Origin of the sequence: Pseudonocardia pini (genome assembly GCF_013870575.1) — a bacterium.
Classification (GTDB): Bacteria; Actinomycetota; Actinomycetes; order Mycobacteriales; family Pseudonocardiaceae; genus Pseudonocardia; species Pseudonocardia pini.
This window is the reverse complement of the sequence record NZ_JACBXB010000053.1, coordinates 1-13,979: the sequence shown is the minus strand read 5'-3', so window position 1 is coordinate 13,979 and position 13,979 is coordinate 1. Positions and strand designations below refer to the sequence as shown.

The following is a 13,979-nucleotide window of genomic DNA, read 5'->3' as shown; positions in this document are numbered from 1 at the left end:
GCGGGCCCACTCTCGACGGGGTCGAGAAGCGAGCCCAAAAAATGAACTGGCACAAACCACCAGTCCCGATAATCTAGCTCGACACACTGTTGAGTTCTCAAAAGACACCCGCACACCATGGTCCACCCGAACTCAGCCGGGGGAACTTCCGGGGCAATTTCCCAACCGTACACCCGCCAGAAATCCAGAGGATCTCGGGGGGTCCGGCTCGGGGGCGGCCAGCGGGCCTGTTGACCGGGCCTCAGGGGCTCGTTCTGTCCGGCATCTCGCTGACGACGAGAAAGTTACGCCCCGTGGACGGCACGGGTCAAATCGGGGTCTCCCCGGCGTTTTCGACCCTGTTCTGGCAGGTCAGCGCCTCGCGAGGAGTGAGTCCGCCAGGTTAACGGCAGATTTCGGCTTTCATGACGGCGGTCACACCTGGTGATCACAGGCCTGTCGAGCCCCGTCGGACCGCATCGCGACCAGGGACGAGTGCTCGCAGAGGCGGGCCGGGCGTGCGTCGGGCCCGGGCACCCCGCAGGACCACGCACGCGAGGAGACAGGACTGGCACGCAGTCACGGACTCCCCTGGGGCGCTACGCACGGGCGACCCGCAACCCGACAGGCGACTCGCGCGTAGCGGGGTGTCCCGGGCGCATCTCCACGCCGCTCGGGCAGTGGGGGTGTGGTGATGATCCGTACGAGGGCGGCCAGAAATGCATCGACGGTGCGAGTGGCACATTCGCCGGATCTCGAGTGATCGAAAGCGACTCGCGTTCCGCGGCGGCTCCCCTATCCACCCCGCCGGGTGCTTCGATCGTTCGAGGAATCGCGATCACGCGAGCCGTCGTCGCAGGCAGCGAGCCCGGACCACCCGTTCGGGCGCGCAACCGACCTCCGTTTCCCGCGTTGAACGCGGTGAGCGCCTCTCACCGGGTGCGCCGCGAACGCGGGGGCGAAGCACTACCGCGGCCACTGGTGGGAGGCGCTCTTTTCCGTGCGTTCCCGCATGGCTCGCACGACGAGTCCGCCGCCGATCCCCGGCACCAGTGCGAGCCACCGCGCGCGCCCCCGCGTGAGAGCGACGGTCAGCGCGATCACGGCCAGGTAGGCCGTCCCGTGCAGCGGGCCCGCGAGCTGCGTGACGGGGCGCAGGTGCACGGTGAGCAGGTTCAGGAGCAGCACCAGCAGCGACAGCGCCTCCAGCGCCGCCGCCCACCGCAGTCCGACGGCCACGTCAGACCCCCGTGCTCGAGCCCGGCCGGACGATCATCAGGACCACGACCACCGCCCACAGCAGCGCGAACACCCCCGACGTCATCGACAGGCGGCGGGCGACGCGCGTGCCGTCCGGTGTCGGCTCCCCCTGCAGTGCCGTGAGCACCGCCGCCTGGCCGGGCAGCACGTCTAGCCCCAGCAGCAGCGCGGCCAGCAGGGTCAGAGCGATGGAGACGAGCAACCACGCGTCGCCCAGGACGCCCATGGCCGCGCCCGTCGCCAGACCGAACACCGGCACCGCGATCCCGAGCACCGCGTAGACCCGGCTGATGCGGTGCAGCACCGCCACGACGGACCGGGAGCCCTCGCCCGCGCGGGCCGCGCGAGCGGCCCGGGGGAACATCGACGTGGCGACGGTCACCGGCCCGATGAACACGATCGCCGCGAGGACGTGGACCGAGAGCAGCACCGCGCTCATCGCCGGAGCCCCGGATCGCCACCAGAAACCTTCAGCTCGGCTGAAACCCTCCGCACGCCGACCCCTCCCCACGAAGCTCGATCAGTATCAGTCAGACTGAAACTACCACCCGACCTCACGGCGCCTCCTCGCCCAGCCGCCCCACCATGCCGACGAGGGTGCGCGCCAGGAGCGCCCGTTCGGGCCGCGGGAGCGAGGCGAGCATCACGCGCTCCACCTCGCCGACGGCCTTCTCGGCGACCGTGAGGGTCCGTCTGCCCGCCGGTGTGACGTGCAGCTCGGCCACCCGGCCGCGACCGGGCTCCGACCGGCGCTCCACCGCACCGCGCTGCTCGAGCTGCCGCAGCGTGGCCTGCATGCTCTGCACCGTCACACCCGCGCGTCGGGCCAGCTCGCTGTAGGACAGACCCGGGCGGCGGGAGAGATGGCCGAGCGCCGAGACGTGCCGCAGGGAGAGCTCCAGCGGAGCCAACGCCTGGTCGATCTCCTCCCGCACCCGTCGCCCCACCAGCGCGAGCAGGACCGCGACGGAGCCGGGCGGGGTCGGGGCGGTCACCCGGCCATCATCTCGTGCGCGCCCCGGGGTCCGAGAACACCACCGGCCCCACACCGCGGAACGGGTGTGGGGCCGGTGGTGCGGAGGTCACCCGCCGGGCCGGGGATCGGTCGGCCCGGCGGGGAGCCCTCACGTGTCCCGACCTCCGGCCGGGAGGACCTCAGGCGTTCTGCGGGAAGCCCAGGTTGATCCCGCCGTGGCTCGGGTCGAGCCAGCGGGTGGTGACGACCTTGCCGCGGGTGAAGAAGTGGAAGCCCTCGGTGCCGTGCGCATGGGTGTCGCCGAACAGCGAGTTCTTCCAGCCCCCGAAGGAGTAGTAGGCCATCGGGACCGGCACCGGCACGTTGATGCCGATCATCCCGACCTCGACCTCGTTCTGGAACTTGCGCGCCGCACCGCCGTCGTTGGTGAAGATGGCGGTCCCGTTGCCGTACGGGTTCGAGTTGATCAGCTCGACGGCCTCCTCGTACGTGCCCACCCGCACGACCGAGAGCACCGGGCCGAAGATCTCGTCGGTGTAGATCGACATGTCGGTGCCGACGTTGTCGAACAGCGTCGGGCCCACGAAGAAGCCGGAGCCGTCGGCGTCGAAGCTGCCCTGACGACCGTCGACCACCAGCGTCGCGCCTGCGGACTCCCCCGCGTCGATGTAGCCGGTGACCCGGTCGCGCGCGACGGCGGTCACCAGCGGACCCATGTCGCAGGACCGACGACCGTCGCCGGTCTTGAGCGCGACCGCACGGTCCTTGATCTTGGCGACCAGCTCGTCCGCGATGTCGCCCACCGCGACCAGCGCGGAGATCGCCATGCAGCGCTCACCGGCCGAGCCGAACCCGGCGTTGATCGCCTGGTCCGCCGCGAGGTCGAGGTCGGCGTCGGGCAGGACCACCATGTGGTTCTTCGCCCCGCCCAGCGCCTGCACGCGCTTGCCGTGCGTGGTGCCCGTCTCGTAGACGTACCGGGCGATCGGGGTCGAGCCGACGAACGAGATCGACTTGACGTCCGGGCTGGTCAGCAGGGCGTCGACGGCGACCTTGTCACCGTTGAGCACGTTGAAGACACCGTCGGGGAGACCGGCCTCCTTCCACAGCTCCGCCATCCACAGCGCCGCCGTCGGGACCTTCTCCGAAGGCTTGAGCACCACGGTGTTGCCCGCGGCGATCGCGACCGGGAAGAACCACATCGGCACCATGGCCGGGAAGTTGAACGGCGAGATGATCCCGACGACGCCGAGCGGCTGCCGGATCGAGGACACGTCGACGTTGGTCGAGGCGTTCTCCGTGGCCGAGCCCTTCAGCAGGTGCGGGGCGCCACAGGCGAACTCGACGACCTCCTGGCCGCGCGCCACCTCACCGGCGGCGTCGGACAGCACCTTGCCGTGCTCGGAGGTGATGATCGCCGCCAGCTCGGGGGCGCGCTCGTCGAGCAGCTCGCGGAACTTGAACAGGATCCGGGTGCGCTTGGCCAGCGAGGTGTCGCGCCAGCCGGGGAACGCCGCCTTCGCGGCCCCGATGATCTCGGCCGCCTCCTCCGCCGACGCGAGCGGCAGCGAGGCGCTGACCTCGCCCGTCGCGGGGTTGGTGACATCGGAGAACCGGCCGGACTTCCCGTCGACCTTCTGCCCGTTGGCCCAGTGGTACAGCGTGTTCGTCATATCTCTCTCCTCAGGAACCGGGCCGCAGGAACGACTTCTGGGTCGCCTTGTGCTCGTCGTAGACCTTGCGTGCGGACGTGGTGGACTCGAGCTCGCTGACCGCGCTGACCGGGACGTCCCACCAGGACCCCGAGTCCGGAGCGCCGATCAGCGGGTCGGTCTCCACGTAGATGACCGTGCTGTCGGTGGCCGCCTTGGCCTCGGCGACCGCGGCCGCGAAGTCCTCGGGGCCCTTGGTGCGGAGCACGCGCAGGCCGAAGCTCTCCGCGTTCGCGGCCAGGTCCAGCGGGAGGTTCCCGCCGTCGAGCCTGCCGGTCTCCGCGTTGCGGAAGCGGTACCTCGTGCCGAACCGCTGCGAGCCGAGCTCCTCGGACAGCGAGCCGATGGACGCGAAGCCGTGGTTCTGCACCAGGACCGTGATGATCTTGATGCCCTCCTGCACCGCCGTCGCGAGCTCGGTGGCCATCATCAGGTAGGACCCGTCGCCGACCATGACGAACACGTCGCGGTCGGGGCAGGCCAGCCGGACGCCGAGGCCGCCCGCGACCTCGTAGCCCATGCAGGAGTAGCCGTACTCCACGTGGTAGCCCTTGGCGTCCCGGGTCTGCCACAGCTTGTGCAGGTCACCGGGCATGGACCCGGCGGCACAGACGACGACGTCGCGGGGGTCGGACAGCTCGTTGACCATCCCGATGACCTCGTTCTGGGTCAGCAGGCCGCCTGCGCCGTTCGCGGGGATCTCGGGGTTGTAGACCGACTGGACCTTCGCGGTCCAGGCGCGGTCCAGCTCGGTGTACTCGGCCACGTAGTCGGCGGGGACCGCGTACCCCTCGAGCAGCGGCAGCAGGGCCTCGAGCGTCTCCCGAGCGTCCGCCAGGACCGTCGCGCCGGAGTGCTTGACGACGTCGATCGGCGCCACGTTGACGTTCACGAACCGCACGTCCGGGTTCTGGAACGCGGTGCGGCTGGCCGTGGTGAAGTCCTCGTACCGGGTGCCGATCCCGATGACGACGTCCGCGTCCTTCGCGATCGCGTTCGCCGCCGTCGTGCCGGTGGAGCCCAGGGCGCCCAGGCACTGCGGGTGGTCGAACACCAGCGTGCCCTTGCCCGCCTGCGTCTGGCCGACCGGGATCCCGGTGGCCTCGCACAGCGCGGCCAGCGCGGCCGTCGCGCCCGAGTAGTGGACACCGCCGCCCGCCACGATCAGCGGCTTCTTCGCACCCTTGATGATCTCGGCGGCCCGGGAGAGCCGGGCCTTCTCCGGCAGCGGCCGGGCGACGTGCCAGACCCGCTTCGCGAAGAGGTCGGCCTCCCAGTCGTGCTCCTGGGCCTGGACGTCCTGCGGGAAGCAGACGGTCACGGCGCCGGTCTCGGCCGGGTCGGTGAGCACGCGCATCGCCGACAGCAGGGCCGCGGGCAGCTGCTCGGGCCGCCAGACCCGGTCGAAGTACTTCGACACCGGGCGGAACACGTCGTTGACCGTGACGTCCCCCGCGTACGGGAGCTCGAGCTCCTGCAGCAGCGGGGAGGCCGAGCGGTCCGCGAAGGTGTCCGCGGGCAGCAGCAGCACCGGGATGCGGTTGATCGTGGCGAGCGCGGCGCCGGTGACCATGTTGGTCGCGCCGGGGCCGACGGACGTCGAGATCGCCCAGGTCTGCAGCCGGTCCTTCATCCGCGCGTAGGCGACGGCGGTGTGCACCATGGCCTGCTCGTTGCGGCCGAGGACGTACGGCAGTGCGCCGGGCTCGTTGAGCTCGGCCTGCAGCAGCGCCTGCCCGATGCCGGCCACGTTGCCGTGGCCGAAGATGCCGAAACAGCCCTCGAACAGCTTCTGCTCGACGCCGTCCCGCTCGCTGTACTGCGCGGCGAGGAACTTCACCGTCGCCTGCGCGACGGTGAGCCGCACTGTCGTCATCACTGGCCTCCGAGGCGGGGGTCGATCGCCTGGTCGGTCCACGTGTCGCGGATCCAGGCCTGGTCGGGGTGGTCGCTGATCAGCCAGGCCCGCTCGTCGCCGGGGCCCGCCATGACGTTCAGGTAGTACATGTCGTGGCCGGGAGCGGCGGCGCACGGGCCGTGCCAGCCCCAGGGGATCAGCACGGTGTCGCGGTCGTGGACCTCGACCATGATGTCGATCTCGTGGCCCGGGCTCGACGACGTCCGGTGGAAGCCGAGGCCCGGCTGTCCGGCTGGGCCGGGGGCGATCTCGAAGTAGTAGATCTCCTCGAGCTCGGACTCGTGCGGGCCCGCCTCGTCGTGCTTGTGCGCGGGGTAGCTCGACCAGTTGCCGCCGGGCGTGATGACCTCGCAGGCGATGATCGAGCCCGCCTCGAAGGAGCCGACGGTGCCGAAGTTGCGCACCTGGCGGCTGGCCTGTCCCGCGCCTCGCAGCTCGACCGGGACGGAAGCCTTGGGTCCGTACCGGAACGGCAGCTCCACAGTGGTCTGCGCGCCGCAGAGGGCGAACCGGCCGCCCTGCTCCGAGGCGATCGTCACGGTGGAGCGGATCGGCAGGTAGGAGACGTCGGTGGGGCCCTCGAAGACGGTCGCCCTGCCTTCCAGGGTGTGCACCGACGAGCCGAGGGTCACGGTCGCGGAGCCGTTGAGCGGCACCACGAACATCTCCTCGGTGCCGGTCTCCACCACGCGCGGGGCGCCGGGGGCGAGGTTCAGGATCCGCAGGCTGGAGTGCTCCCAGCCTGCCGACTTCGGGGTCACCTCGAGCTCGTAGCCGTCGGCACCGCCGGTGCCCGCGGGGATCACGTACTCGGTCATGCCGCCGCCACCTCCGCACGGCGGACGAGGGACACGGCGGTGTCCACGGCCGCGGCCACGTCGCCGTCCTCGGGGTAGAGCAGCGCGCGGCCGACGATCAGGCCCCGCACCGACGGGAGCTCCAGCGCGGCCTTCCAGGAGGCGTAGGTCTCCTCGGGCGCCCCGGTCGGGTCGCCGCCGAGCAGCAGCGTCGGCAGGGTCGTGGACTCCATGACCCGCTCCATGCCGTCGACCACCGGCAGCTTCATCCAGGTGTAGGCGCTGGCGGCGCCGAGGCCCTGGGCGATGTGCACGGACTTGATCACGGCCTCGGTGGAGAGGTCGTTGACGATCCGGCCGTCGACGCGTCGGGACATGAACGGCTCGACCATCGCGACGATCCCGTTGCGGTTCGCCTCGGTGACCACCTGCGCGCAGGTCTCCAGGGTGGAGACGGTCGCGTGGTCCTCCAGGTCGATCCGGGTCAGCATCTTGATCGCCTCGAAGCCCGCCTCGGCCGTGCCCGCGACGTCGTAACCGGTGAGCCGGTCGTCCATCTCGAACACCGAGCCCTGCAGGCCGCCGCGGTTCATCGACGACACGACCACCTTGTTCTCGAGCGCCCCCAGCAGGAGCAGGTCCTCGAGGATGTCCGCCGTGCCGAGCACGCCGTCGACGCCGGGACGTCCCAGCGCGGTGACCAGGCGCTCGAGCAGCTCGGGGCGGCTGGCCATCGCGTCCGACCGGCCGCGGGCGCTCAGCGCGCAGCGGGCCGGGTGGTCCGCCGCCACGATCATCAGCCTGCCGTCGGCGGGGACGAACGGGCGGCGCGAGCGCGAGGCCAGCAGCCGACCGATGCGCTCCGGCTCGAAGGTCCGGATGTCCCGCAGCTCGTCGAAGTCCTTGGCGAAGCTCACGCGGTCACCTTCTCGTTGGGGTCGCCGCCGGCCAGGAGGACGTCGATCTCGGCGGGGGTCGGCATGGCCGTCGAGCACTCGAGCCGGGAGGCGACGATCGCGCCCGCGGCGTTGGCCCGGCTCAGCACCTTGTCCAGGGGCCACCCCGAGAGCAGGCCGTGGGCGAGGGAGCCGCCGAAGCTGTCCCCGGCGCCGAGGCCGTTGTACGGGGTGATCGTGATCGGCGGGGAGACGACGCGCTCGGTGCGGCTCTTGGCCAGCACGCCCTTCGGTCCCTGCTTGACGATGGCCAGCTCCACACCCGCCGCGAGCAGCGCGTCGGCCGCCCGTTCCGGGTCGGTCTCGCCCACCGCGACCTCGCACTCCTCGCGGTTGCCGACGGCCACGGTGACCTGACCCAGGATCTTCTGGATCTGCTCGGTCGCGGCGCCGGAGGTCTCCCAGAACATCGGCCGGTAGTCGAGGTCCAGCACGGTGGGACGGCCGCTCCGGGCCGCCAGCACGTCGTGGTGGGTGGTGCGGCTGGGCTCCTCGGACAGCCCGGTGACCGACAGCCACAGCAGCGCCGCGCCGCGGACCGCGTCGAGGTCGACCTCCGCGGTCGTGACCTGCAGGTCGGGCGCCTTGGGCTTGCGGTAGAAGTAGAGCGGGAAGTCGTCCGGCGGGAAGATCTCGCAGAACGTGACCGGGGTCGGGTACTCCGAGTTCGTCACGACGTGGGCGTCACTGACGCCGAGGCGGGTCAGCTCCTTGCGCACGTAGCGGCCGAACGGGTCGTCGCCGACGCCGGTGATGATCGCCGTCCTGCGGCCCAGCCGGGCCGCCGCGACGGCGACGTTCGCCGTGGTCCCGCCGAGGAACTTGCCGAAGGACTCGACGTCCTCCAGACCCACCCCCACCTGCAGGGGGTAGATGTCGACACCTGCTCGGCCGAAGGTCAACACCTCTGGTTGTTCGCTCATGCGGTCCTCTTCGACTCCCTGGTACTCCGCTGCCGGGCTCGAAGTTACGAGCGCTCGGTGTCGCCGTCAATACTTTGTCTATACATAATTACCTACGAACTTGTAGCCTCGCCGTCATGGAGCCCGTGGAGACCCCGGTCGAGCTGGACGTGGAGCTGGACCGCACCAGCCCCGTCCCGCTCTACCACCAGCTCGCACTGGCCATCGAGCGTGCGATCGAGACCGGCGCGCTGAAGCCCGGCGACCGACTGGAGAACGAGGTCGCGCTCACGACCCGGCTCGGTCTGGCCCGGCCGACCGCCCGCCAGGCGATCCAGGAGCTGGTCAACCGCGGCATGCTCGTGCGCAAGCGCGGCGTGGGGACCCAGGTCGTGCAGCCGCACGTGCGCCGCGACGTCCGCCTGACCAGCCTGTTCGACGACCTGGAGGCGGCGGGGCGCGAGGTCGGCACGGAGCTGCTGGAGCTGGCCCCGTGCACCGCCGAGGAGGTCCTCGACCCGCCCGGCCTCCCCGACGAGCTCGTGCGGGTGCGGCGGTTGCGCAGTGCCGACGGCGTCCGCCTCGCGATCCTCACCAACTACCTGCCGACCTGGTACACGGTCGACGCGGCGGGGCTGGAACGCACCGGGCTCTACGCGCTGCTGCGGGCCCAGGGGGCGAGTTTCCGGATCGCGCACCAGACGATCGGGGCGCGCCTGATGACGCCGGCGGAGGCGGAGCTGCTCGGCGAACCGGAGCCCGCCGCGTGCGTCACGATGCAGCGCTCGGTCTACGACGACACGGGGCGGTTCGTGGAGACCGGGATGCACGTCTACCGTGCGTCGCAGTACACGGTTCGGACGTCGTTGGTGGTGTAGTGGAGTCTCTGATCGCGGCCCTCCCCAAGGCCGAGCTGCACGTCCATCTCGAGGGCTCGCTCTCCCCGGCGCTGCTGTTCGCGTTGGCGCGCAAGCACGGACACCGCGGGGTGCCGTCGTCGGTCGAGGCCGTCGAGCGGTGGTACGAGTTCCGCGACTTCCCGCACTTCATCGAGATCTACCGCACCGCGGGCGAGGTGCTGGTCGACGCCGAGGACTTCCGGCTGCTGGCCGAGGACGTGATCGGCGCCCTCGCCGCACAGAACGTCCGTTACGCCGAGCTCTCGGTGAGCCTGTCCGACCACCTGGTGCGCGGGATCGCGCCCGAGGTCGTGTTCGAGGGGATCGAGGCGGGCCGGGCCGCCGTGCCGGGGATCGAGGTCCGGTGGATCCCGGACTTCGCGGGCGACCGGGGCGCCTCGCTGGGCGAACGCACCCTGGACGCGGTGCTCGCGCACGGCCCCGCGAGCGTGGTGGGGTTCGGGGTCGGCGGCATCGAGGTCGACCGCGAGCCCTTCGCCGCGGTGTTCGGCCGCGCCCGCGCCGCCGGACTGCACAGCGTGCCGCACGCCGGGGAGAACCAAGGGCCGGAACGGGTCTGGTCGGCCATCCGGGCCCTCGGCGCCGAGCGGATCGGACACGGCATCGACTCGCTGCGCGACCCCGCGCTCGTCTCGTACCTGCGCGACCGTCGTCTCCCGCTGGACGTCTCGCCGATGTCGAACGTGCGCACCCGCGCCGTGCGCTCGCTGAGCGCGCACCCGCTCCCGGCGATGCTCGAGGCGGGCCTGCTGGTCACGCTGAACAGCGACGACCCCACCATGTTCGGCACCACGCTGACCGACGAGTACCGCGCCGCCGCCGCGCTGGGCGTCGACGTGGTCACGCTGGCACGCAACGGGTTCGAGGCGAGCTTCGCCGACGACGCGCTCAAGGCGGCGGCGCTGGCGGAGATCGACGCGGTCGCGGGTTCATGATCGCGAGTTGAGTGCGCTCAGGGTGGTGTGAGCAGCACTGGGCGCACTCAACTGGCGATCTTGCAGCGCTGAGAGCACGAAACGTGCGATCTTGGACCGCCGCTGCACGTCACCGGCGATCTTGCAGCGCTGAGAGCACGAAACGTGCGATCTCGGACCGCTCACCCGCGCGCGACGGCCTGGGCGAACTGGGGGACGAGGCGGTCGATCGCGTAGGGGACCGAGAGGACGCTGTTGTAGGTCATCGCCCCGCGGGTGTCGAGGTCCGGCACGATCATCCGACCACCGGCGACCACCGGGACCTGCGCCAGCACCGGATCGGCGTCGACCGCGGCCCGGGCCGCGGGCTGGTCGGCGAGCATGACGAGTACGTCGCCGTCGAGGATGCCGACCTGCTCCGGGGAGACGTCGATGAAGAAGCTCTTCCCGGTGTCCAGCGCCGCGACGCCGGCAGGCAGCGTGAAGCCGAGGGCGGCCATGACCTGGCCGCGGCCGTCGCCGGGGGTGTAGGCGCCGTACTTGCCCTCGTACGGCAGTACGACCGTGCCGGTCTTCCCGGCGAACGCGGGGTTGGCCGCGACGGCCGCGGAGTAGGCGTCGTTCGCCTTCGCGACGAGTGCCTCGCCCTCGGCCTGCTTCGCCAGGGCCTGGGCGATCATCCGTGTCTGCACGTCTCGCGGGACCGCGTAGGCGACCGTGCCCGCGGGGCGGGCGATCGTCGGTGCGATCGCCGCCAGCTTGTCGTAGACGGCCCGGTCGAAGCCTGCGCTGATGCCCAGGATGAGGTCCGGGCGCAGACCCGCGATCTGCTCGAGGTCGGGTTGGGTCGAGGCGAGGACGACCGGCGGAGTGCCCTGCACCAGCGGCCGCGCCCACGGGCCGAGCCCGCCCGTCTGGGCGTAGAAGGCGAACCCCGTGAGCGCGACGGGCGTGCTCCCCAACGCCAGGACGGCGTCCGCGTCCGTGACCCCCAGCGTGACGATCCGCTCCGGCGCCTTCGGGACGGTCGTGCTCCCGAAGATGTGCTCGATGGTGACCGGGTACGCACCGCTCGCGGCGGGCCCCGAGGGGGTGGGGTCGGGAGCGGCGGAACAGGCGGTGAGGAGCAGGAGTCCACACAGGAGAACGATCAGGCGCACCGCTGGAGCTTAGGCGAGCCTCACCTGAAGGGGAAGCTCAGCGACCCGCCGCCGCGCAGGCGGCGCACCGACCCCACCACACGACCTCCGCCTCGTCCGCCACGAAGCCACCCGTACCCGGCGCGTCGAGACACGGGGCGGAGCCGACCGAGCACGGCACGTCCTGCACCGCCCCGCAGGACCGACAGACGGCGTGGTGGTGGTTGTCCCCGTGCTGCAGCTCGAACAGGGTGGCCGAGCCGGCGGGCTCGATGCTGCGCACCAGGCCGACCCGTCGGAGGTCCTCCAGCACGTTGTAGAGGCCCTGCCGGGACAGTTCGGAGACCGCACCCGGCCCGGACGCCTGCTCGCCGACCGCCGCCGCCACCTCGACCGCCGTGACGTGCGGATTCTCCGCGAGCGCATGCAGGACCGCCCGCCGGTGCGGGGTGCTGCGCAGTCCCTTGCTCCGAAGCAGTGCGGTCAGGTCGCTCATGGAAGTGAGGCTACCCCAACACATTGGATGGCGTCACTAAGTTGACGCATCTCATAGTTGGACACAGTCAAATGTAGGGGTAGAGTGATCTCATGACCACGACTCAGACCACCAGCGCCCCGAACACCTTCCAGGGCGTCGTCGCCACCCCCGAGTTCGAGCGCAACCTCCAGAAGGTCCTGGTCGACCTGACCGCGCTGCACCTCGAGGGCAAGCACGCCCACTGGAACATCGTGGGTGCGAACTTCCGCGACCTCCACCTGCAGCTCGACGAGCTGATCGACACGGCGCGCGAGCACGCGGACACCATCGCCGAGCGCATGCGCGCTCTCTACGCGGTGCCGGACGGCCGCCCGACCACGGTCGCGCAGACCACCTCGCTGCCGCTGCAGCCCGCGGGCGAGATCGACACGACCGCCGCCGTGAACAACATGGCCGAGCTCGCCCGCCGCACCGCGGCCACCGCCCGCGCGGTCCACGACGCCGTCGACGCCGAGGACCCCTCGACCGCCGACCTGCTGCACGCCGTGATCGTCGACCTGGAGAAGCAGGCCTGGCTGATCGGCTCGGAGAACCGCCGGGTCTGACCGGGACCCAGCGCCCGGTCACCCGATCCGGCACGATGGCTCCACCGACCTCCGGGGGTGGACATGGTCGTCGTCGCGGGTGCGACCGGGAACGTCGGAGGCGCGCCGACCCGCGCGCCGGCCGACCGCGGGGAGTCGGTGCGGGCGATCACCCGTCGCCCGGACGCCGCGCTCCCCTCGGGCGTCGAGGCCGTACAGGCCGATCTCGACGATCCCGCCTCGATGGCCCCCGCACTCGCGGGGGCCATCGGCGTCTTCCACGTCGACGGCGATCTCGACGAGTCCCTCGTGCTCCCCACCGCCCGCGAGGTGCTCGGCCGGGAACCCCGAACCTTTCGCGAGTGGACTGTCGATTCCGTGTGGTCGTCCTCGTGTAGTCGGTGTCCGAACCACTCCAGGAGGTCAGTCATGGCGAAGTACCTGCTCAGCGTCTACCAGCCCGAGGGCACGCCGCCCACGCCCGAGGAGCTCGACGCGATCATGAAGAACGTCGCGGCGTTCGAGGCCGACGCGAAGACCGCGGGCGTGTGGGTGTTCTCCGGCGGGCTCGACGCGCAGAGCACCGCCACCGTCGTCCGCAAGGAGGGCGACGAGGTGCTGCTCACCGACGGGCCGTTCGCCGAGGCCAAGGAGTACCTCGGCGGCCTGACGATCATCGACGCCGCCGACCTCGACGAGGCCCTGCACTGGGGCCGCCGGGCCACGGAGGCGACCACCCTGCCCATCGAGGTCCGGCCCTTCTTCTGGGCATGAGCGACCAGGTCGCCCAGGTCTTCCGCGAGGAGTACGGCCGGGCCGTGTCGGTGCTGGTCCGTCTCCTCGGCGACATCGACCTCGCCGAGGAGATGGTCCAGGAGGCGTTCGCCGAGGCGGTCCGGCGCTGGCCGCCGGTGCCGCCGAGCCCCGCGGGCTGGATCATCACGACCGCCCGCAACCGGGCGATCGACCGGCACCGCCGGGAGTCCACCCGCGAGGCCCGGCACGCCGAGGCCCACCTCCTCTCCGCGCAGTCCCCCGTCGAGGAGGTGGGCCCGGTGACCGACGACCGGCTCCGGCTGATCTTCACCTGCTGTCACCCGGCCCTGAACCGGGCCGCACAGGTGGCACTGACCCTGCGGCTGCTCGGGGGACTGACCACGCCGGAGATCGCGCGGGCGTTCCTGGTCCCGGAGAAGACGATGGCGCAGCGGATCGTGCGCGCGAAGGGCAAGATCCGCGGCGCGCGGATCCCCTACCGCGTCCCCCGGGACGCGGACCTCCCCGAGCGGCTGCGGTCCGTGCTCGCGGTGCTCTACCTGGTGTTCAACCAGGGCCAGGACCGGCCCGAGCTCGCGGCGGAGGCCGTCCGGCTGGCCCGCCAGCTCCTCGACCTCATGCCGGACGAGCCGGAGGTCCGCGGGCTGCTCGCCCTGATGCTGCTCAC

General features: G+C 71.4%; 15 protein-coding genes. 5 read left to right on the top strand and 10 right to left on the bottom strand.

From position 1 onward, the window contains the following. Window positions 1–945: 945 nt before the first annotated feature. The 8 genes from H5J29_RS05805 to iolC form a co-directional block, all read right to left on the bottom strand. Window positions 946–1,218 (bottom strand): DUF3817 domain-containing protein, encoded by a 273-nt coding sequence (locus H5J29_RS05805; RefSeq protein ID WP_181779875.1) that lies wholly within the window; start codon window positions 1,216–1,218, stop codon window positions 946–948. A gap of 1 nt (window position 1,219) precedes the next feature. Further along, the gene (locus H5J29_RS05800) at window positions 1,220–1,678 is read right to left on the bottom strand and encodes a DUF2269 family protein (RefSeq protein WP_181779874.1); all 459 of its coding nucleotides are present in this window, start codon (window positions 1,676–1,678) and stop codon (window positions 1,220–1,222) included. A 115-nt stretch (window positions 1,679–1,793) separates the two neighbouring features. Continuing rightward, entirely contained in the window at window positions 1,794–2,234 is a 441-nt protein-coding gene (locus H5J29_RS05795; protein ID WP_181779873.1) for a MarR family winged helix-turn-helix transcriptional regulator, read from the bottom strand. Between the two features lie 160 nt (window positions 2,235–2,394). After that, window positions 2,395–3,888: a CoA-acylating methylmalonate-semialdehyde dehydrogenase gene (locus H5J29_RS05790; RefSeq protein ID WP_181779872.1), complete on the bottom strand. Its 1,494-nt coding sequence runs from the start codon at window positions 3,886–3,888 to the stop codon at window positions 2,395–2,397. A 10-nt stretch (window positions 3,889–3,898) separates the two neighbouring features. Further along, on the bottom strand, window positions 3,899–5,803 hold the full coding sequence (iolD, locus tag H5J29_RS05785; protein ID WP_181779871.1) for a 3D-(3,5/4)-trihydroxycyclohexane-1,2-dione acylhydrolase (decyclizing): 1,905 nt from the start codon (window positions 5,801–5,803) through the stop codon (window positions 3,899–3,901). Then, on the bottom strand, window positions 5,803–6,663 hold the full coding sequence (gene iolB / locus H5J29_RS05780; protein WP_181779870.1) for a 5-deoxy-glucuronate isomerase: 861 nt from the start codon (window positions 6,661–6,663) through the stop codon (window positions 5,803–5,805). The genes iolD and iolB overlap by 1 nt, the downstream gene beginning before the upstream one ends. Then, the gene (locus tag H5J29_RS05775; protein ID WP_181779869.1) at window positions 6,660–7,559 is read right to left on the bottom strand and encodes a class I fructose-bisphosphate aldolase; all 900 of its coding nucleotides are present in this window, start codon (window positions 7,557–7,559) and stop codon (window positions 6,660–6,662) included. Before H5J29_RS05775 ends, iolB begins: the two co-directional genes overlap by 4 nt. After that, the gene (gene iolC, locus H5J29_RS05770; protein WP_181779868.1) at window positions 7,556–8,521 is read right to left on the bottom strand and encodes a 5-dehydro-2-deoxygluconokinase; all 966 of its coding nucleotides are present in this window, start codon (window positions 8,519–8,521) and stop codon (window positions 7,556–7,558) included. Before iolC ends, H5J29_RS05775 begins: the two co-directional genes overlap by 4 nt. A 116-nt stretch (window positions 8,522–8,637) precedes the next feature. Between iolC and H5J29_RS05765 the strand changes: the two genes are divergently transcribed. Together H5J29_RS05765 and add are read left to right on the top strand one after the other, a co-directional pair. Further along, window positions 8,638–9,378, top strand: coding sequence for a GntR family transcriptional regulator (locus H5J29_RS05765; RefSeq protein WP_181779867.1), 741 nt, complete (start codon window positions 8,638–8,640; stop codon window positions 9,376–9,378). Next, window positions 9,378–10,355: an adenosine deaminase gene (gene add, locus H5J29_RS05760; protein ID WP_181779866.1), complete on the top strand. Its 978-nt coding sequence runs from the start codon at window positions 9,378–9,380 to the stop codon at window positions 10,353–10,355. The genes H5J29_RS05765 and add overlap by 1 nt, the downstream gene beginning before the upstream one ends. Before the next feature lie 161 nt (window positions 10,356–10,516). Here the strand turns inward: add and H5J29_RS05755 are convergent, their stop codons facing one another. Both H5J29_RS05755 and H5J29_RS05750 read right to left on the bottom strand, forming a co-directional pair. Then, on the bottom strand, window positions 10,517–11,494 hold the full coding sequence (locus tag H5J29_RS05755; RefSeq protein WP_181779865.1) for an ABC transporter substrate-binding protein: 978 nt from the start codon (window positions 11,492–11,494) through the stop codon (window positions 10,517–10,519). 37 nt (window positions 11,495–11,531) lie between these two features. Further along, entirely contained in the window at window positions 11,532–11,969 is a 438-nt protein-coding gene (locus tag H5J29_RS05750; RefSeq protein ID WP_181779864.1) for a Fur family transcriptional regulator, read from the bottom strand. 92 nt (window positions 11,970–12,061) lie between these two features. Here H5J29_RS05750 and H5J29_RS05745 point away from each other — a divergent pair, with 92 nt between their 5' ends. From H5J29_RS05745 to H5J29_RS05735, 3 genes are all read left to right on the top strand, one after another. After that, on the top strand, window positions 12,062–12,556 hold the full coding sequence (locus H5J29_RS05745; protein WP_181779863.1) for a Dps family protein: 495 nt from the start codon (window positions 12,062–12,064) through the stop codon (window positions 12,554–12,556). Window positions 12,557–12,619: 63 nt separating this feature from the next. After that, the gene (locus H5J29_RS36480; protein ID WP_181779862.1) at window positions 12,620–13,309 is read left to right on the top strand and encodes a YciI family protein; all 690 of its coding nucleotides are present in this window, start codon (window positions 12,620–12,622) and stop codon (window positions 13,307–13,309) included. After that, window positions 13,306–13,979, top strand: a 674-nt coding sequence (locus H5J29_RS05735) for an RNA polymerase sigma factor (protein WP_181779861.1), incomplete at its 3' end; no start/stop codon positions are given. The genes H5J29_RS36480 and H5J29_RS05735, both read left to right, overlap by 4 nt.